General features: G+C 53.6%; 23 protein-coding genes. 12 read left to right on the forward strand and 11 right to left on the reverse strand.

All coding sequences use genetic code 11. The features are described 5' to 3' along the window. Nucleotides 1-39 precede the first annotated feature (39 nt). Together C7434_RS04900 and C7434_RS04905 are read right to left on the reverse strand one after the other, a co-directional pair. The gene (locus C7434_RS04900) at nt 40-897 is read right to left on the reverse strand and encodes a manganese catalase family protein (RefSeq protein WP_039340546.1); all 858 of its coding nucleotides are present in this window, start codon (nt 895-897) and stop codon (nt 40-42) included. Between the two features lie 237 nt (nt 898-1,134). After that, on the reverse strand, nt 1,135-1,392 hold the full coding sequence (locus C7434_RS04905) for a biofilm development regulator YmgB/AriR family protein (RefSeq protein ID WP_033741464.1): 258 nt from the start codon (nt 1,390-1,392) through the stop codon (nt 1,135-1,137). 589 nt (nt 1,393-1,981) lie between these two features. Between C7434_RS04905 and C7434_RS04910 the strand changes: the two genes are divergently transcribed. Then, nucleotides 1,982-2,206: a hypothetical protein gene (locus tag C7434_RS04910; protein ID WP_133745201.1), complete on the forward strand. Its 225-nt coding sequence runs from the start codon at nt 1,982-1,984 to the stop codon at nt 2,204-2,206. A gap of 249 nt (nt 2,207-2,455) precedes the next feature. Here the strand turns inward: C7434_RS04910 and C7434_RS04915 are convergent, their stop codons facing one another. Both C7434_RS04915 and bla read right to left on the reverse strand, forming a co-directional pair. Next, nucleotides 2,456-3,244 (reverse strand): BPL-N domain-containing protein, encoded by a 789-nt coding sequence (locus C7434_RS04915; protein WP_133745202.1) that lies wholly within the window; start codon nt 3,242-3,244, stop codon nt 2,456-2,458. A 228-nt stretch (nt 3,245-3,472) separates the two neighbouring features. Further along, nucleotides 3,473-4,354, reverse strand: a complete 882-nt coding sequence (gene bla / locus C7434_RS04920) for a class A beta-lactamase (protein WP_050504956.1) — start codon at nt 4,352-4,354, stop codon at nt 3,473-3,475. A gap of 272 nt (nt 4,355-4,626) precedes the next feature. Between bla and C7434_RS04925 the strand changes: the two genes are divergently transcribed. Continuing rightward, the gene (locus C7434_RS04925) at nt 4,627-5,493 is read left to right on the forward strand and encodes a LysR family transcriptional regulator (RefSeq protein WP_033741195.1); all 867 of its coding nucleotides are present in this window, start codon (nt 4,627-4,629) and stop codon (nt 5,491-5,493) included. Nucleotides 5,494-5,706: 213 nt separating this feature from the next. Here C7434_RS04925 and C7434_RS04930 read toward each other — a convergent pair whose 3' ends face one another. Beyond that, nucleotides 5,707-5,994, reverse strand: a complete 288-nt coding sequence (locus C7434_RS04930; protein WP_110267565.1) for a hypothetical protein — start codon at nt 5,992-5,994, stop codon at nt 5,707-5,709. A gap of 664 nt (nt 5,995-6,658) precedes the next feature. Between C7434_RS04930 and umuD the strand changes: the two genes are divergently transcribed. The 5 genes from umuD to C7434_RS04955 all read left to right on the forward strand — a co-directional run bounded on the left by umuD (nt 6,659) and on the right by C7434_RS04955 (nt 10,449). Beyond that, entirely contained in the window at nt 6,659-7,078 is a 420-nt protein-coding gene (umuD, locus tag C7434_RS04935; RefSeq protein WP_033741198.1) for a translesion error-prone DNA polymerase V autoproteolytic subunit, read from the forward strand. 2 nt (nt 7,079-7,080) lie between these two features. Next, a complete protein-coding gene (gene umuC, locus C7434_RS04940) occupies nt 7,081-8,346 on the forward strand; it encodes a translesion error-prone DNA polymerase V subunit UmuC (RefSeq protein WP_033741199.1) in 1,266 nt (421 codons plus the stop codon). A 128-nt stretch (nt 8,347-8,474) separates the two neighbouring features. Next, nucleotides 8,475-9,320: a glyoxalase III HchA gene (hchA, locus tag C7434_RS04945; protein ID WP_033741201.1), complete on the forward strand. Its 846-nt coding sequence runs from the start codon at nt 8,475-8,477 to the stop codon at nt 9,318-9,320. A gap of 131 nt (nt 9,321-9,451) precedes the next feature. Next, nucleotides 9,452-10,102 (forward strand): TetR/AcrR family transcriptional regulator, encoded by a 651-nt coding sequence (locus C7434_RS04950; protein ID WP_033741203.1) that lies wholly within the window; start codon nt 9,452-9,454, stop codon nt 10,100-10,102. 143 nt (nt 10,103-10,245) lie between these two features. Beyond that, nucleotides 10,246-10,449 carry a hypothetical protein gene (locus C7434_RS04955; RefSeq protein ID WP_033741206.1) on the forward strand — a complete coding sequence of 68 codons (204 nt, stop codon included), beginning with the start codon at nt 10,246-10,248 and terminating at the stop codon, nt 10,447-10,449. A gap of 144 nt (nt 10,450-10,593) precedes the next feature. Here the strand turns inward: C7434_RS04955 and ycgZ are convergent, their stop codons facing one another. From ycgZ to C7434_RS04975, 4 genes are all read right to left on the reverse strand, one after another. Beyond that, nucleotides 10,594-10,833 carry a regulatory protein YcgZ gene (gene ycgZ / locus C7434_RS04960; RefSeq protein WP_033741208.1) on the reverse strand — a complete coding sequence of 80 codons (240 nt, stop codon included), beginning with the start codon at nt 10,831-10,833 and terminating at the stop codon, nt 10,594-10,596. Between the two features lie 227 nt (nt 10,834-11,060). Next, the gene (locus tag C7434_RS04965) at nt 11,061-11,330 is read right to left on the reverse strand and encodes a hypothetical protein (protein WP_033741209.1); all 270 of its coding nucleotides are present in this window, start codon (nt 11,328-11,330) and stop codon (nt 11,061-11,063) included. A gap of 563 nt (nt 11,331-11,893) precedes the next feature. Beyond that, nucleotides 11,894-12,121: a YgdI/YgdR family lipoprotein gene (locus C7434_RS04970; RefSeq protein WP_033741210.1), complete on the reverse strand. Its 228-nt coding sequence runs from the start codon at nt 12,119-12,121 to the stop codon at nt 11,894-11,896. A 31-nt stretch (nt 12,122-12,152) separates the two neighbouring features. Next, a complete protein-coding gene (locus C7434_RS04975; RefSeq protein ID WP_033741212.1) occupies nt 12,153-12,386 on the reverse strand; it encodes a YgdI/YgdR family lipoprotein in 234 nt (77 codons plus the stop codon). 220 nt (nt 12,387-12,606) lie between these two features. Between C7434_RS04975 and uraH the strand changes: the two genes are divergently transcribed. From uraH to pdxY, 5 genes are all read left to right on the forward strand, one after another. Beyond that, nucleotides 12,607-13,023: a hydroxyisourate hydrolase gene (gene uraH / locus C7434_RS04980; protein ID WP_006119009.1), complete on the forward strand. Its 417-nt coding sequence runs from the start codon at nt 12,607-12,609 to the stop codon at nt 13,021-13,023. Between the two features lie 275 nt (nt 13,024-13,298). Next, complete coding sequence (locus C7434_RS04985) at nt 13,299-13,613, forward strand: MliC family protein (RefSeq protein ID WP_006119010.1); 315 nt, start codon at nt 13,299-13,301, stop codon at nt 13,611-13,613. Nucleotides 13,614-13,636: 23 nt separating this feature from the next. Continuing rightward, entirely contained in the window at nt 13,637-14,293 is a 657-nt protein-coding gene (pdxH, locus tag C7434_RS04990) for a pyridoxamine 5'-phosphate oxidase (protein ID WP_033741468.1), read from the forward strand. 136 nt (nt 14,294-14,429) lie between these two features. After that, the gene (gene tyrS, locus C7434_RS04995; RefSeq protein WP_033741218.1) at nt 14,430-15,704 is read left to right on the forward strand and encodes a tyrosine--tRNA ligase; all 1,275 of its coding nucleotides are present in this window, start codon (nt 14,430-14,432) and stop codon (nt 15,702-15,704) included. A gap of 56 nt (nt 15,705-15,760) precedes the next feature. After that, nucleotides 15,761-16,621: a pyridoxal kinase PdxY gene (pdxY, locus tag C7434_RS05000; protein WP_006119013.1), complete on the forward strand. Its 861-nt coding sequence runs from the start codon at nt 15,761-15,763 to the stop codon at nt 16,619-16,621. Nucleotides 16,622-16,650: 29 nt separating this feature from the next. On the opposite strand, the gene gstA is transcribed toward pdxY, so the two are convergent. Together gstA and dtpA are read right to left on the reverse strand one after the other, a co-directional pair. Continuing rightward, nucleotides 16,651-17,256, reverse strand: a complete 606-nt coding sequence (gene gstA / locus C7434_RS05005; RefSeq protein WP_174250611.1) for a glutathione transferase GstA — start codon at nt 17,254-17,256, stop codon at nt 16,651-16,653. A 153-nt stretch (nt 17,257-17,409) separates the two neighbouring features. After that, nucleotides 17,410-18,894, reverse strand: coding sequence for a dipeptide/tripeptide permease DtpA (gene dtpA, locus C7434_RS05010; RefSeq protein WP_033741223.1), 1,485 nt, complete (start codon nt 18,892-18,894; stop codon nt 17,410-17,412). Nucleotides 18,895-19,110: the final 216 nt, after the last annotated feature.

Consider the following 19,110-nt stretch of genomic DNA (forward strand, 5'->3'; position numbering starts at 1 on the left):
GGCGGGCAAAAAAAGAAGGGCCGGTGGCCCTTCAGATCATCACAATCCCTTTTTCAGTGGCGGAACGCCACCTTCGATTTGTGCCTGCTGAGCACCGGAACCGGGGCGGGCATTCCCCAGCAGCGGCTCTTCTCCTAAAATATCCGGCTGCTCTTTCGCGCTAAACTCACCGCGACCGTCGAAGGAGGGGCCTTCACTCCAGCGGCCTTTCGGCAACGGTTTATCCAGTGAGGTATTCAGGCAGTAGTAAGCATGTTCCTGCGCTTCCCCTTCCTGTGGGAAACTGTCCGGGATGGGCAGCGACGCATCCAGGCCGCCTAAATCTTCGATTACCGCCAGCCACTGCTGCTGGTGCATCGTGTCGCGGGCAATCAGGAAAGACAGGAAATCCTTCATGCCTTTATCCTCAGTCAAATTGTACAGGCGCGTCGCCAGTACCCGGCCTGTGGCTTCAGCCGTCACGTTTGCCAGCATATCGGCCGCCACATTGCCGGACGCGTATATATGGCTCATGTCAAAAGGCATGCCGTTCGCATTCACCGGCAGGGCAGCCAGCCCTGATGACAGGATATGACGGGGATTCATTCCGCCGAGAATCGCATTCACCACGGGATCTTTTGCCGAGGCTTCCTGATAAGAAAGGGGCGCGCCCTCCAGGTTGAGGGCCACCGCATGGCCCAGCATCTCAATATGGCTCAGTTCTTCAGTTGCCGTAGAGATAAGAAGATCTTTGATTCGCGCATCGCCGCGTGCGCCCATGGCCTGGAAGAAGTACTGCATTGCCACACGTATTTCGCCTTCCACGCCGCCAATGGCTTGCTGGAGTAACATGGCGAATTCAGGATCGGGTTTCTCTACTCGCACGGGGTACTGCAGCTTTGATGAGTGATGAAACATGGTTATCTCCTGGTTAGTGAGGAATCGATCAACAGCCAAAAGCCTGGTCATGAATGCCAGAGAAATAAAGCGCAGCGAGGTAGGTTTTCTTCATCGCCGCTGCGTTTAACCTGTTGATTTACCGCGAAAGGAGAGGCGAGGTAAGCTGAAAAAAAATAAAAAAAAAGCCCCTGAATCAGGGGCGAATTTTTAGGGAAGGCAAAGCATCCATGCTAATTAGCGTTTCATCACAACTTATCAAAAACGGACATCGCCCGGCGTACGCTGAAGCACAATCTCCAGGGCCTGACGATAGATATCCTGCATGGTCACATCGGTTTCACATTCGAGTTTGTGGATCAAACCCAGCACGATATCTTTTTCAGAAACGTGAGCCTTATAGGCAGCAAGCTCTGACCAGGTTTCGGCAATCACATCTTTTTCGCTGGTGAAATGGGCACCCGCGTTCATGAAATAGTCTGAAATCTGAGACTCAGTATTCGTTGTCGTTTGCATCATGGCCTCAAAATCGTTAGAAAGAAAAATTTTGCATCTGAAGGTGGAAATCCACTCACCTTCAGATGCGGTGCAAAGCACCTTTCGTTACAAGTGACTTAACATCACGCCGTAAAGTTATACAAAAAAACCAAGTTTGTACAATTTTTTGTATAAAATTTTAAGTGGTCGGATGACTTTTCGGTGCTTATTGCAACATAAAATCTAAAAATACCAACATTTGCTGTTGATTTTTAAGGGGTTGTTGAGAGTGCCCTCTGCGCGGCGCCTCTTTGGAAAGTTGTACAGCCTTGTACAAGATGGCTTTTCTGAGCGGCCCGGGTTGTACAGGCGACGCAGGAACGGATCACTGTTACGCGTGCTGTGTGCGGCGACGTCCTTCCTGGCGGCAACGTCGACATGGCAGGCTAATAACCCCTGAGCGCAGACGGGGAACCGCGTCTGGCAGGTGAACTCTGCAAACAGGCCGGGGCGGGCGCGTTGCCCGGAAGTGCCGTGTGAATCTGTCGGGAGCCGTGGTCATAATTTACTTTCTTATGAACGCGCAGGGCGTTAAGGTTTACGCCTCTTGAATCACAAGGACATGATAATGGTTAACGACTATTTTTCACTGCCGTCCGCGGGCATGACGCAGGAACAACACAAACGTACGGTCGCCGTTGCGGCGGCGCTGGCAGTGGCAAAAGCATCCGTCAGCGCCTCGACGTCAGCGAATGGCTCTAAAGCCGCCTGGGATTTGCAGGCCGTGGCAAACGAAATTGCCAATCTGGCGGATGCGATTCAGGATGCGCTGGAGGCCGACAGCACCGTGTAATCTTCCTGCCTGACGGGATGCGCAACGCTGATTGCCTTCACGTGCCAGCCGTCAGGCACGGCGACCTGGCGGGCGCAGGGCGGATTAAGGAACGTGAGCGTCAGCTGTCCGCCAGCCGGATTCTCCCGGTTATATTCACGACAGACAGCTACGCAGCGATCCGGATGCCGCTCACATCGCGTACAGGAAAAGCGGTACCGCCACGTCAGGACAACGCCGCCCGGCCACGGACACTCACGCAGTGCGGGCTTAAGGCACGCGGTGGGTGTTATCAAACCCGGCCAACAGGCGGGACATTTTTGCCTGGGGCGTGGTGTCAACGCCGTCTTTACCGCCGTCTGCCTGGTCCATCCAGCTCTCGTCGGCTTCCGGATGCGGTCCGGTTAACACAACCGTGCCTTTTCCATACGTATAGTGGGCGATAGCGACGTCACCATTCCGGTAAAAGGCCAGAGGGGTAAAACCATCCCGGGCTTGATTGCCCTCAAGGTACGGACCGTCCTGATAATAGAACCGCGTTGGCTGACGCTGCCAGTCAACGCGAATCGTGTAATCGCCCTCATCAGCAATGCCCGAGCCTGGACGGCCCACTTCCGATTCCAGCGGTGAGCTAATCAGCCCCAGCCACTGACTGTCTGCCAGGTAGGCCCCCATGCAAAGGCCCAGAACCCCCTTGCCGCTGCGAACAAACTGTCGAATAGCCCGGACGCCTTCCTCTCCCAGTGCGGCATAAGCCGCGGGAATATCCTGACCGCCGCCAGGCTGAATATAGAGATCAAACTGACGCAGGTTCTGTGCCGTCAGCCTGAGCGTTTCATGCTCGCCGATGTACGTTGTGCGAACCGGCCGGGTGAGGCCGTGGAGCGATTTCACCACCATTTCCGAACAGCCGTCACATCCTGCCGCGCCGCGATAAACGGCGATGTTCAGCGGCGGCGGGACAGCCAGCACCGCGCCGGGCACCAGGCTTAAGGCAAGCAGCAGGGCGGTCAGTCTTCCGTTACGGGGGCGAAGGATTGCATGATAAGCCAGCCTCATAGGTTATTTCCTGTCGGTTAAATAACGTGGGTATGCACGGCGTAATCCCGGCCAGTCGCCTGTGCTCAGGCAGGCGTACTGGCGGTAAACCGGCGACTTGAGCAAGCGCTCAATTTAGGGAAGTGACGGATGCCTGTCAACGGGTTTATTGACCTGACAAACCTTTTCAGCGGCGTGATACAGCCCGTACAGACAGGCCATATCACGTGTTAACGCCGTTACGGTCGCTTAGTTTTCATAACCTGAGGCGATAATTTTTGCGGCGCTGGCCAGCACATCCTTACGCGAGGCCGCGTGTTTGTCGGTCTGCGTGTAGTAGGTCACCAGCACCAGCGGGGCATGATGCGGTGGCCAGATCACGGCGATGTCGTTGGTGGTGCCGTAATCACCGCTGCCGGTTTTATCCGCGACCACCCAGTCAGCAGGCAGACCCGCACGTATGCTGTAGGTGCCGGTTGTATTGCCCTTCATCCAGTCGGCTAACTGCTGGCGTTGAGCAGGTCCCAGCGCCGTGCCTAAAACCAGTTTTTGCAGGCTCTGCGCCATCGCTGTCGGTGACGTTGTATCACGTGTATCACCCGGAATAGCGGTATTAAGCGTGGGCTCGGTTCGATCGAGACGAAACGTGTTATCGCCGATGCTGCGGGCGAAGGCGGTCACGGCATGCGGCCCGCCAAGGTGCGTCAGCAGTTTATTCATCGCCGCGTTGTCGCTGTACTGCAAGGCCGCCGCACTGAGTTCTGCCACGGTCATCGTGCCGCCCACCTGTTTTTCGGTCACGGGGTTGTAATTCACCAGGTCGGCGTGACGAATCGCGATGTTTTCATTCAGCAGGCCTTGTGCGGTTTCCGCTTTCTTCAGAATGGCCGCCACCGTAAAGACTTTACTGGTGCTGCAAAGGGGAAAACGTTCGTTACCACGATAAGTAAAAACAGAACCATCACCGGTGTCGATCGCCGCCACGCCTAAGCGTCCGCCTGCGGCGTGTTCCAGCTGCCGGACAGGTTGCGCTAACAATGCGTCATTGAAATGGGCCTCGGCGACAAAAGGGACCGCCAGCGCCAGTAGGGTTGCCGCTGCACAGATGCGCAGCCGGGGAGCCGTAGCCATATAAACCTCCGTTAATGTGTATCTGCATTCAGACATACCCGGCACCTCACCGCCTCAGGAAGCGGCGCGTACTGAGCGAAACGTGTGAAATGCGCCCCTCGTGAAACTTATGTCAGTTTCTGCCACCTGATGCCCCCCGTTATGACACGAAGGTCGCGTTATTGCGGGACATATCGCCTGTCAAAAGTGTGACGAGGGAAAGAGTAAGGGATTTCAAATTATCGACAAGCGAGATAATTTGAGAGGAGCCAAAAGAATTTCTGGGGTGAACAATGAAAAATGATGTTCCGCTTAATGCACTCCGGGCCTTTTATGCTTCGGCCCGGTACCTGAATTTTACTCACGCAGGTATGGCACTTTTCGTCTCGCAGGCGGCCGTGAGCCAGCAGGTCAGGCTACTTGAAGAGCGGCTGGGCGTGACGTTATTCCGGCGCTTACCGCGTGGGCTGGAGATGACGGACGAGTCCCGACTGCTGTTTGCCGAGGTGTCCGAGGCGTTCACCCAGCTTGAAAAAGCCTGGCGCCGGTTTGAAGGGGGTGAATACCGCGAAGTGATGACCCTCGCCTGTGTCGGGACCTTTGCGCTGGGCTGGCTGCTGCCGCGTCTGGATGCCTTTCATCAGCAGCATCCTGCGCTGGAAGTGAACGTGCGCACCCATAATAACGTCGTGAATCTGGCGGGCGAAGGCATCGATTATGCTATTCGCTTTGGGACGGGGGCCTGGCCTGCAACGCACAACGAACCGCTGTTTACCGCACCGCTGACTGCGCTTTGCCGGCCGGATATCGCCCGTCGGCTGCAGCAGCCCGGCGATCTGTTACGGGAAACGCTGCTGCGTTCTTATCGCGCGGATGAGTGGGGCAACTGGTTCACTGCGGCAAACATCACGCCCCCCAGAATGACTGGTCCGGTTTTCGACTCCTCGCGGCTGATGGTCGAGGCAGCGGTTCAGACGGGCGGTGTCGCGCTGGTGCCGTTCTGCATGTTTCAGCGGGAGCTGGAGGCGGGCATCCTGGTGCGGCCTTTTGACATTGAGATTGATGTCGGTGGCTACTGGTTAACCTGGCTGCGATCAAAAACGCTGACGCCATCGATGGAGATATTTCGCGAATGGATAAGGCAGCAGGTAAATGGCTGACCGGATCGGTCACAAGCCCATGCGCCCCACACGCCGCTCAGGTTACGGTTGCCGGCGGAAAGCGCAGGGCGAGTCAGGCGCGCGGTGACGTTATCCCGGCATGATGACGGCGCAGGGTTAACCGATGATGCCTGCGCGGACATTGTGCGTATTCATCACGCGGGCGGAGGCAACGTATTATCCTGCCATGCGGGCAAAACAGCGCGACGTTTTTTATTTTCTGAGATGAATCAGCCAGAGGATAAACTCACTGTTATTTCTCACGCCTACTTTCTGCATGATTTTTTGCTTAAGATAATAGATGACGTGTACAGGTGAAGCCATCTGGTACGCGATCTGGTTAACCGTCATACCGGTCATAAAAAGCCAGCTTAAAGAAAGTTCCTGCTCGGTTAAATAGACCTTTTTTCCCTGTGTACTTTTCAATTCCATTTTTATTCTGCCTCTCAATGCTTTTTTCAATGCCATGGTGATAGCCGTGTTCGGCGGTAATGCAGGCATGATAGGCAAACGTGTTGGATATCACAGTATAAATCATTTCACGTTATCTTATTTTTTTAAGTATATGATTATTATCGCTTTTAATCCGAATGAGACACGTTCACATCACAAAAGATGAACGTTGTATCCGGCGATCCTGTCTTCATTTTTGCAAAAAAGATCGGCTGTAGTGATTTTCCCGTCATAAAGGGCGAGCGTGCAGCGTGAAACAGCGCTGGCAAATCAGACCCCGTTTATCGCCTGCTATTTTGACGCCTTTTTTCGGACTTGCTTAGGGCTATTTTTATCACTATGCACGGTCAGGCGGTTGTTTATTTCCGTTATCGTCTGCGCGCCGCTTGTACGCTTAGCCGATTGATGTTGCTAACGCTGTCAGCATTATTTCCGCCCGGATTGTGCGGCGAATAAATACGCGCCGCTAACGGGCAGCGTTCCGTGCTTTTTAAACATCCGTTCAGCGAAGAGAAGAATTCTGCATGCGCCGGCGAAAAAACAACCGGTACGGTTAATGGCTGCACAGGCCTGTCATAAGGCGATGAAAAGGGCAGAAAAAAATATCCATCCACATCAACTGGTTTACATAAACCTCTCCGGTTTCGCTTGATCGCACTGGCAGATCGCGATTACTGTAATTATATACAGTAATTTGGCGTGAGAGGTGAATATGGAATTTATCAGGCCAGCAAAAGTGAGCACGCCTTTGCAATTACCGCTGTTTGTCGAGCGGGTGCCGTGCGGTTTTCCGTCTCCGGCGCAGGACTACGTTGAGCAGCGGATTGATTTGAACAAGCTCATCGTTCAGCATCCCAGTTCGACATACTTTGTGCGCGTCAGTGGAGAATCGATGTCCGGAGCGGGCATTAACGACGGCGATATGCTGGTGGTGGACAGCGCACTGGTGGCTTCTCATGGCGATATTGTGGTGGCCGCGATTGAGGGCGAATTTACCGTCAAGCGGCTTCAGCTTCAGCCCTGCCTGCAACTGATGCCAATGAACCGTCAGTTCAAACCCATTGTGATTAGCACAGAAGATGCGCTCGAAGTGTTTGGCGTTGTGACCTATGTGATCAAGTCGGTTTATTAATCATGTTTGCGCTGGTCGATGTGAACAATTTTTATGCCTCCTGTGAAACGGTGTTTCGACCGGATCTCAAGGGCAAGCCCATTATTGTGCTCTCTAACAACGATGGCTGTGTGATTGCGCGTAATGCCGAAGCCAAAGCCCTTGGCGTCACCATGGCCGTGCCGTTTTTTAAAATGAGAGAAATCATTGCCCGCCATAACGTGCAGGTCTTTAGCTCTAACTATGCGCTGTATGCGGATATGAGCACCCGGGTCATGACGCTACTGGAGGAAATGGCCCCGTCGGTAGAAATTTATTCGATTGATGAGGCCTTTCTGGATTTAACCGGCGTCAGCCACTGCATGTCGCTTGATACCCTGGGGCACCAGATTAAAAAACGCATCAAAAAAGAAATTCATCTTAACGTCTGTGTCGGGATTGCCCCTACCAAGACGCTGGCGAAGCTGGCGAATTTTGCGGCCAAAAAATGGGCGGGCTACACCAACGGTGTGGTCGATCTGTCCGATCCGGTGCGCCAGCAAAAACTGCTGGCGAAGGTGTCGGTCAAGGATATCTGGGGCGTTGGCCGCCGTCTCAGCCAGCGGCTTGAGGAGATGGGGATAACCTCGGCCGCAGACCTGGCGCGTCAGCGTCCCAGCCTGATTCGTAAGAATTTCAGCGTGGTGCTGGAACGCACGGTCAGAGAATTATGCGGTGAACCCTGTCAGGATTTAGAAGCCCTCGAACCCACCAAACAGCAGATCATGTGCTCACGTTCTTTCAGTAGCCGTCTTTCAGACTATGCACAGGTGCGTGAGGCAGTCTGTACCTATGCCGAACGTGCCGCCGAAAAACTGCGGAAAGAAAAACAGTACTGCCGACAAATCGGGGTGTTTCTGCGCACCAGCCCCCATGCCGTTGGTGAAAACTTTTACGGTAATCAGGCCACTGGTCAGTTACTGACGCCGTCGCACGATACGCGCGACATTATCCGGGTGGCGACCGACATGCTGGACTACATCTGGATCGCGGGCCACCGCTATATCAAAGCGGGCGTTGTCCTGAGCGACTTCTTTGACCACGGCGTGACTCAGTTGGATTTGTTTGATGAGCGACCGGTCAACCCGGGCCGTAACGATCTGATGCAGGTTATCGATCAGATCCACAAAGCGGGCAAGGGGAAAATGTGGTTCGCCGGACAGGGGACAGAGAAGCGCTGGGCGATGAAGCGCGAAATGCTGTCGCCGGCTTATACCACGCGCATCAGCGATCTGCCGGTGGTGAAGTAAGGCGCGGGCAGGGATGACAGCAACAGAATGCTCTTATAAGGGGGGCCGTTTGGGCTGCCGCTCGGTTTAAATCTGGCGTTGTGGTCTAGGCTAAAACAGGTATCCATCCCCTTAAGGAGAGCTTTGTCATGTCAGAACTCAGTAAATCGCCGGTGGCAGATCGGGCCGAACATAACGCCTTTTTTCCTTCTGCCTACTCACTTGACCAGTTCACCCGCCCCACATCTGATCTCGGTGATGCCGACTATCCCCAGCCGTATTCAGGGAATAAAAAGGTCCTGGTGATCTGCACCGACGAGCGCTATCTGCCGCTTGATAACGACACCCTGTTTTCCACCGGTAACCATCCGATTGAGACGCTGCTTCCGATGTATCACCTGTATCAGGCCGGTTTCCAGTTTGATGTGGCGACGTTGTCCGGGCAGATGGTGAAGTTTGAACACTGGGCGATGCCCCAGCAGGATGAGGTGGTCATTGGCTTTTACAATCACTGCCTGTCGCTGTTTCGTTCCCCGCTGACGCTGAACGCTGTCGTTCAGTCACTGACGCCCCGGTCAGAGTACGCAGGCGTCTTTATTCCGGGCGGTCACGGCGCGCTAATAGGGCTGCCCGAAAGTGAAGCCGTCGCTGAGGTGATCCGCTGGACGCTGGCCAACGATCGTCACCTGATTTCGCTGTGCCATGGCCCGGCTGCCTTTCTTGCTCTGGACAAAGGCGACAATCCGCTTAATGGCTATAAAATTTGCGCCTTCCCCGATGCGACCGACAAACAAACACCGGATATCGGCTACATGCCGGGACAGTTAACCTGGTTCTTCGGGGAGAAACTTCAGGCCATGGGACTGACGCTGGTGAACAGCGATATTAAAGGGACCGTGCATAAAGATCGCCGGGTACTGACGGGCGACAGTCCCTTTGCGGCGAACGCGCTCGGTAAACTGGCGGCAGACGAGCTGCTTAAAGCCAACGCCTGATCGACCTGCTTTTTATCCCACCACGGCATCGCCTGCACCGCACTTTGTGCAGACGATGCGCCGGGGTGGGATTCGGGTGTACTTGCACCCGGTGCCTGAGATACAATCGTTCTGCCTATCGTTTCCGGGTAATGTCGGAAATGCAGCCTCTCAAACTGGTCGTCATGAGCAGCCAACAATCCACAGCGAATAAACAAAAAGAACGCGGCAGGCCCAGAGAATTTGATATCGAACAGGCTCTGGACCAGGCGATGATCGTGTTCCGGCAGAAAGGATATCATGCCGCCTCGCTTAACGATTTGAGTGAGGCAATGCAGCTTTCTGTCGGTAGTATCTACAAAGCGTTTCAGGACAAGCGATCGTTGTTCCTGCTGGTTTTTCAGCGTTATATCACGGTCCGAAACGAGGATCTGCGCGGACGCCTGGCCCGCTTTTCGACCGGCCGCGCAAAGTTAAGTGAACTACTCCAGTTTTATCTGGATTCTTCCCGGTCAACGGAAGGGCGCACCGGCTGTCTGGTCGTAGGCAGTGCTATTGAATTACAGGTGCTGGATGCGGAGCTGTCACAACAGGTTACACAGGTTATCTTCCGCAATAAGGCCTTTCTGATGTCACTTTTGCAGGAAGGGCAGCATGATGGCTCCATCAGGCGCGACCTGGATGTGGAGACGGCTGCAGGACTGATTTTGCGTATTGCCTTTGGTATGCGTGTTACCGGCAAGGTGGCGGATGTACACGATGAACAGGCTACGATTGCGCTGGCCCTGAAAATCCTGGATTAATCTTTGCTCATTTAGGAAGCAAATATTCCCTTATGTCATCCATGCAGGGCGGCCGGTCACCCACGGGCTGCCAGACACAGGCACAGTGTGCCTTCTCTAAAACACTTTGCTGTTACAGAAAAAGTAAAATTTGAGGATTATGCGTGAAACATGACAGGGCAAACATCGGTGAAGAGATTCACGCGCTTTTAGGGCGCGTTGTGTCAGGCATCCTGCAGCCGGGTAAAACGCTCACACTGCAGGAAATTATTGGTGCGTTGCACCAGCAAAGTCTCCAGACAAGCTGTAAAACGACCCGACAGACCTGCGAAGAGGCTATCCGTATCCTCGCGCATAAACTCCATTAATGACGACGGGCTGAAGCAAGGAAGCCTGTATGGCCGTCACGTCACAGTAACGACAGCAGCAACAATAATGCCAGCAGCAGCAGCGAAAAGGCCGCAACGGCTTCGCAACGATGCCCCGTCCCGTCACGGCAGTCACTGGCCGTCTTAACGACCAAACAGCAACCCAATCAGTTCACGGCAAAGGCGCTCTTCTTCCTGACTGGCTGACAGCTCAAGACGGCGCAGCAGTTTAGTGCAGATAGACTTACGGTTCACGTTCTGGCCGGCGCGTAAAATATCTACCACGATTTGCCCCAGCATTTCCTGCTGTGAAGGGAGACCCGCCGCAGAAAAATAGCGGGAGATATCGTCGGCGCTCTGCGGTAAGCGATGATTGCGTTGCATAGAGGTTCTCGGGTGGTTCAAAAGTAGTCAGTTGAAAGTAGCGTAAAGTTATACAATAAAATAAAACTTGTACAGCTATTTTCGCAGAAAAAGCGTGCGGCGCGATTCAGGCGGGGACAGAGAGAAGGGCGGAAAGCGGACACAGAGAGAATACAGACAGCTGGCACGCAGTAAACGCGGACGCATCCGGCGTCCGCGAAGCGCGGTATCGCATTAACCTGTCAGCGTTAATGCTCGGTCACATTGGCGGGAACCTGGCCCGTTACTACCATCCAGTTGAGTTCGGCCCGCTCGCGCGTGGCCACGTTAATAAAACTTTTCAGCCATTTACGCGCATCGGCGATCAGGAGCACGCGCTCATCGTCGCTTTCATGGTCCGCCATCGTGCTGAGCTGGCGAATCAGTGAAACCACCGTGATCTCCTCATTCTGTAGTGCCAGGTTCACCGCAGCTTCACCAATAATCTTATGACCGGTAGCCTCATCGTGAAAATTCATATGCACCTCCTGAGAGTGAGTGAGAATGTCGTCGACCCAGTGATTAGTTTAGTAAAAGGAATGAATAGCGATAGTGTGATTTCATTCGGTGATACCTATCAAAGAAAACATTAAAAACAGTGAACTTTCATACCGCAGGCTAACACCTTAATAAGCGAGCGAAAATTTATACAGACCCGTTTTATCCGCCAGAATTGAAGTGATTAAACCACTAGATAGTGGCGAACTGGCCTGAAATTACGATAGGTCCCTGACACGGTGACCTGGCCGTCAGCGGCATTCCGGACCGCAACCTGACGCTGTAAATAAAATGTACATAAGAAAGAGATGCTAATGTTTTTGTGTTGTCACAAAGCAAAGTGAGAAGGAACGAAAAAGGCCATAACAGGCGAGCGCCTGCGTCAGAAAGACAAAAGGATATATGAGCCATGATCATGCCGTGTAAGTCGTTATTACACTGTTTACGACGAACCGTTATTTCCGGATAAAAAGATATTGAGAGGGTGAAGCAATGAAGAGGCGGCAGGAAATAAAAAAGCCGCCCTGATCAGGCGGCAACGCTGTTATTTTGGCACTTCGGAAACGGCTTTAACGTCCGCTTTATTGATCTGCTGTTTCACACCATTGGCATCGGTATAACCCAGTAAACCGGCATCAGATTCAGACGGCTTACCGTCGCTGATAATAGTGCGGCCATCGTTGGTATGAATAGCGTAGCTTGTGCGGGTACAACCTGTTAATGCGGTCATGCCGATCAAAACTGCCAGCGGTAAAATCAGAGTCTTCTTCATATTATCCACCTTATTTCTGTGATTGAGTCCGTTAGTTATCAAGTTCACTCATATTGCTGATCTGATCGCGATTAATTTGTTCGGTTTTGCCTGTCTGGGCGTCACGATAGGACACCAGCCCCGTATCGCTGTCAATTTGAGGCTTACCATCGGTCACTATTGTACGGCCGTCTGACGTTTTAATGGACTGGTTGGAAGAACAACCGGCTAACGTTGCCAGAGAGAGGGCAAGCAAAACGGCAGCTGACAGGGATTTAGTATGCATTTCATCTCCTTGAAGTGGACCTTGAATTAAACAGCATAGTCGCTTTTGAGAATTTTGCAGGGCGGTGAGCGAAACAATAAACGCACTTGCGCAGAAAAAGCGCGAATAGCTAAAGTGTATTTATGCCTCTCAGAAATTTCACATTTAGCGCCTGCGGTTTGGTATTTAGTCTGCGGCCCTTTACGCTCGTTGACAGGTTAACGAAAAAAAGGAATCGAGAATGAAATGGCAAATGGGTGCAGTTGCAGCGTTATTAATGGGTTCCGTTGCTTGTGCGGCAGAAACAACCGCGATGAAGAATCCGCTGAGTGTACACGTATTAAATCTGGAGACCGGCACGCCGACTCCCGGTATTTCTGTTGACCTCGAACATAAAGAACAGGGCAAGTGGGTTAAGCTTTCCTCAGGGGTAACCGATAAAAACGGCAGAATTAGTGCACTATTCCCGACAGATAAACAATATGAAACGGGCGATTATAAAGTTGTATTTAAAACGGGAGATTATTATCAGAAGGTTCAGCACGCGTCCTTTTTCCCGGAAATTCCGGTGATATTTCACATGGACAAAAGTGAATCGCATTACCATATTCCATTGCTGCTGAGCCCGTACGGCTATTCTACCTATCGCGGTAATTAATCTTCACCGGCAACGCCTGAATACCCGGGTGTTGCCGGTCTCTTTCGCCCCCTCCACCCTGGTCATCGCCGCGCGATGTCGCGTTTTCCCGACCAAACCCTGGCTTTGCAGTCTTCACCTTCCCACGCCCGGACAAAAAAACTTTTGCTGCTACGGGTGCGATCATCGGTTAAATTGCCCCTCTGTGCCGGAACGGTTAACCTGCCGGTGCCGGAACCTTCATACCGAACAAAGCAGGGCGCGTTGTGCCTGCTTTACGTACAGGAGAATCGCTGATGCGAAAAGGATTAACTGTGGTTGCCATGGTCATGCTGTCAGGCTGCAGCCTGATGCACAAATCGTCGCCCGCGCCAGAAACGTTACACTATCGCTGTGGCACCTTGCCGCTCACCGTCACCCTGGATAACGCTAAAGATCAGGTCAGCTTTATCATGGATGGCAAACCGCTGACGCTGACGCAAACCGTTTCTGCCTCGGGGGCCCGCTACAGCGACGGACAGTATGTTTTCTGGTCTAAAGGAAACGGTGCTTTTATTGAGCGCAACGATAAAATCGTCGTGAATGACTGCGAGCTGCAACCGGCTGGTTAACGTTATCTGAGTGAGTGTGCATGATGAGTGACAATGAAATGCTGCAAAACATTGCCCACCTGCGTCGTGAATACACGCGCGGTGGTCTGCGTCGTAACGATTTGCCGGATAATCCGCTGGCGCTGTTCGAAAGCTGGTTAAAGCAGGCCTGCGAGGCACAATTGCCCGATCCTACAGCCATGACGGTAGCCACGGTCGATGAACAAGGCCAGCCTTATCAGCGTATCGTGCTGTTGAAGCATTATGATGAACAGGGCATGGTGTTCTATACCAACCTCGGCAGCCGTAAAGCACAACATCTGGCCAACAATCCGCGTATTTCGCTGCATTTCCCGTGGCATTTTCTGGAGCGCCAGGTCATGGTGCTGGGCGAAGTCGAAAAACTGTCGCCGCTGGACGTCCTGAAATATTTCAGCAGCCGCCCGCGTGACAGCCAGATCGGTGCCTGGGTTTCGCGTCAGTCCAGCCGGATTTCTGCCCGCGGTGTGCTGGAAGCGAAGTTTCTGGAACTGAAGCAGAAATTCCAGCAGGGCGATGTGCCGCTGCCCAGTTTTTGGGGCGGCTATCGGGTAAAATTTAACACCATGGAGTTCTGGCAAGGGGGCGAACATCGCCTTCACGATCGTTTCCTCTACCAACGGGATAACGACGGCTGGAAAATTGACCGACTCGCCCCGTAAAACTGCGCTTTCCCCTTATCAGCGCTGGCACAGAAGCCGTCAGCGCTTTATGCTATAGCCCTCATTTTTTTCTTCCGCAACTCAGCGGAAAGCTGTGTACCAGCCTAGGTGCAGTCTGATCAATTTGGAGTCAGTGATGACCAGCAGTAACCTGATACAACAATTGCAAGAACGGGGCCTGATCGCCCAAGTGACGGATGAAGACGCGTTAGTCGAGAAACTGGCGCAAGGGCCAATTTCGCTCTATTGCGGCTTTGACCCCACTGCTGACAGCTTGCACTTGGGCCATCTGGTACCGCTGCTCTGCCTGAAACGTTTTCAGGACGCCGGACACAAGCCGGTGGCGCTGGTGGGCGGCGCAACCGGTCTGATTGGCGATCCCAGTTTTAAAGCGGCAGAGCGTAAGCTCAACACCAGCGAAACCGTCGGTGAATGGGTCGAAAAAATCCGTAAACAGGTTGCGCCATTCCTGGATTTTGACTGTGGTGCGAACAGTGCGATTGCGGCCAACAACTATGACTGGTTTGGCAATATGAACGTGCTGACCTTCCTGCGTGACATTGGTAAACACTTCTCGGTTAACCAGATGATCAACAAGGAAGCGGTCAAACAGCGTCTGAACCGTGACGACCAGGGGATCTCGTTTACCGAATTCTCCTACAACCTGTTGCAGGGCTATGATTTTGCCTGCCTGAACGAACTGCACGGCGTAACGCTGCAGATCGGCGGCTCGGACCAGTGGGGCAACATCACTTCCGGTATCGATCTGACACGTCGTCTGCATCAGAACCAGGTGTTTGGTCTGACCGTTCCTCTGATCACCAAATCGGACGGCACCAAGTTCGGTAAGACCGAAGGCGGCGCGGTCTGGCTGGATGCTAAGAAAACCAGCCCGTACAAGTTCTACCAGTTCTGGATCAACACCGCCGATGCGGATGTTTACCGTTTCCTGAAATTCTTCACGTTCCTGAGCATCGAAGAGATTACTGCCCTGGAAGAAGAAGATAAAAACAGCGGAACCGCGCCGCGTGCACAGTATGTACTGGCCGAGCAGGTTACGCGCCTGGTTCATGGCGAAGAGGGTCTGGCAGCCGCGAAACGCATCACGGAAAGTCTGTTCTCCGGTGCGCTCAGTGACATGACCGAGGCCGATTTCGAACAGCTGGCGCAGGACGGCATGCCCACCATTACGCTGTCTGCTGAGGACGATCTGCAGCAGGCACTCGTTAAAGCGGAGCTGGTACCGTCACGCGGCCAGGCGCGCACCATGATTGGCTCAAATGCCGTATCGCTGAACGGTGAGAAGCAGTCGGATGCGGAATACCGCTTCCGCGACAGCGACAAGCTGTTTAACCGCTTCACGTTATTACGCCGCGGTAAAAAACATTACTGCCTGATCAACTGGCAGTAGCTTTTCAGGGCCGGTTTCCGGCCCTTTTTTATGGCAAGGCACGACAGGGTAAAAAAGTGAAAAACGTTTTAGCAATTCAGTCGCACGTGGTGTTTGGTCATGCAGGCAATGCGGCGGCAGAGTTCCCGATGCGCCGTATGGGCGTGAACGTCTGGCCGCTGAATACCGTGCAGTTTTCCAATCATACGCAGTATGGGCACTGGACCGGCACCGTCATGCCGGCGTCGCATCTCACCGACATCGTCAAAGGCATCGCCGATATCGACCGCCTGAAAACCTGTGATGCGGTGTTAAGCGGCTATCTGGGATCGGCCGAACAGGGCGAAAAGATTCTGGACATCGTGCATCAGGTAAAAGCCGCCAACCCCGAGGCCTGGTATTTTTGCGATCCGGTCATGGGGCATCCGGAAAAGGGCTGCATTGTGGCACCGGGCGTGGCGGAGTTTCACTGCAAAATGGCGCTACCGGCCAGCGATATCATCGCGCCAAATCTGCTGGAGCTGGAAATGCTCAGCGAACGCACGGTAACCAGTGTCGAATCCGCCGTTGAGGCTGCCCGCCTGCTGATCACGCAGGGGCCAAAAGTGGTGCTGATTAAGCATCTGGCACGGGCAGGACGCCGCAGCGATCGCTTTGAAATGCTGCTGGTCACCGCCGACGAAGCCTGGCACATCAGCCGTCCGCTGGTGGACTTTGGCGTTCGCCAGCCTGTAGGCGTGGGCGATTTAACCAGCGGCTTATTGCTGGTCGATCTGCTGCACGGACAGTCGCTGCAGGCGGCGCTGGAGCACGTCACGGCCGCCGTCTATGAAGTGATGCTGAAAACGCATGAGATGGGGGAATATGAGCTGCAGTTGGTTGCCGCGCAGGACGCTATTGCCCGGCCAACGCACTATTTTCCGGCAGAGAAGCTGTAAAAAAAGGGCCGGTAACGGCCCTGATCGTGTCAGATAAGGCCTTCCGCTTTTAGCGCGGCCTGAACCGATGGCCGTTCTTCAACGCGCGCAAACCACTGTTGCAGGTGGTTCAACGCGCTGACATCCAGGTTCAGCGCTTTCGCCCAGCGCGTCACCACATACAGATAAGCATCCGCAACGCTGAAATGCACGCCCATCAGCCACGGCTTGTCCTGCAGTTCACCGTTTACCCAGGCAAATTTTGCCTCCAGCTGACGGCGCACCAGCGCTTTGTACTCGTCGGGCGCATCGTTGCGGAACAGCGGTGAAAAACTCTTATGTAACTCACTGCTGATGTAGCCGAGCCACTCAATGGTGTGATAACGCGTCAGGCTGCCGACGGGGGCCAGAAGATGACGATCGGGCTTGAGATCGGCCAGGTACTGCACAATCGCCGCGCCTTCGGTCAGGACATTACCCTCACTTAGTTGCAGCGCCGGTACCTGACCCTTGGGGTTGATTTGACGAAAATCATCCCCCCGCTCGGTGAGCTTGGTTTGCAGGTCAACATTTACCTGAGTGAAATCCAGACCACATTCACGCAGAACAATATGGGGTGAAAGAGAACAGGCACCAGCTTTACAAAACAGTTTCATCATGAAGCCACCATGTTGCGAGTCGTGTTTGCATAGTAATCCCCTGTGGCAGAATTACCAGTTATTAGCATGAGTAATCTACCAGGAACCGATCGGCGACAAAAACAAAAAAACCGGGCAAGGCCCGGTTTTTGCTGCGTGTCAAAATCGCACTCAGGCTTTTTCCGCTTCCGTCGTCTGCGTCATACGGTTCAGCAGCGGGGCCGTCACCAGCATCAGCACAGCGATGACGGCGGTGGCAATCCCGATCTGCTGGAACACTTTGCCGTACGTGACCAGCGAAATCAGCGGATCGGTAACGTTTTCAGGCACCGCCATCAGGTTGGCCACTTTACCGGCAATGACGGCAGCACCCGCGGTGGTCAGGAACCATGAGCCCATGATAAAGCCCATCAGGCGCTGTGGAACCAGCTGTGCCACCATCGCCAGGCCCAGTCCCGAAATCATCAGTTCGCCGATACTTTGCAGGCCATAGCTGAGAATGAGCCAGTTCAGGGACACGATACCGGCATCGCTGGCAAATTTCGCGCCGACAGGCAATACCAGGAACGCGGCAGAACACAGCACCATGCCGATAGCGAACTTGTGCGGCATCGGCAGCTTGTCGCCCAGCTTGTTATACACGGCTGCCAGAATGGGGCTGGCCAGCATAATCCAGAACGGGTTCAGCGCCTGGAACTGCTCTGGCGCAAAGGTAATGCCAAAAAGGGTGTGCTCAACGTTACGAATCGCAAAGAAGTTCAGCGACGTAGGCATCTGCATGTACAGCACGAAGAAGACGATGGCTTCGACCATCAGCAGGAAAGCGACAATCATACGGCGACGTGCCGCGCCCTTCAGTGCGAAGGCTTCTTTGGCAAAGATCACCATAATGCCCAGCGCAATCAGGCCCAGCAGAATACGGGCAATGGCCTGATGGTGCAGCATCCAGTTAGCCAGGGCGATCAACACCACAATACCTGCCAGCGTCATCAGCAGTTTGCCGAACTGGAGTGGGGCAAAGTCCGGTTTGGAACCAAAGTCTTTCACCAGGCGCTTACAGAACAGGAAGTTAAGCAGCGTGATGACCAGGCCGATCACCGACAGCGAAAACGCCACGTTATAGCCATATTTTTCGGCTAACCACGGCGTCAGCATCATTGAAAACAGTGAGCCGATGTTGATGGACATGTAGAACATGGTAAAGGCGCCATCAATGCGCGGATCGTCTTTCTCGTAGCAGGTGGAAAGCAGGGAAGAGGGGTTCGCTTTAAACAAGCCGCTGCCCACCGCAATAGTCGCCATACCGATATAGACGACGCTGACATTATGACCGGAGAAGGCGACAAGCGCGTAGCCGATGGCCAGCACCAGTACACCCAGCACGATAACGCGTTTGGTGCCCAACACTTTATCGCCCAGCCAGCCGCCGATAGCGACCAGACCATAAACCAGTGCGCTAAAGGACGAGAACAGGGTAATGGAGTCGGACTCCGACATGCCCAGCTGTCGAACCAGATAGACGGCCATAATGGCCTGCAGGCCGTAGTAGCCAAAACGTTCCCATAATTCGATTGAAAAGATCAGGTAAAACGCTTTGGGCTGTTTAAAAGCATTAAGGCTGACGGCCTCGTCGGTGTGTTTGTTTGCAGTTGACACTTGTACCTCTGTTATTTCATATCCTGCGTCGTGACAGGCATTCCGTCCGCGCCATGTGATCACACCATGGGCCAGATTTTTATTAGATGGGAAAAACGGCGACTAATTTGGCTGAATAAAGGCGGCAGGGCAAGCGTTTTCTACCTTCTGCCAGACAGGGTCAATATGGTGTTAAAACCTAAATAAATATTACTGATTGAAATTTTGTCATGTTTT

The organism is Pantoea sp. PNA 14-12 (assembly GCF_004364735.1).
Taxonomy (GTDB): Bacteria; Pseudomonadota; Gammaproteobacteria; order Enterobacterales; family Enterobacteriaceae; genus Pantoea; species Pantoea stewartii.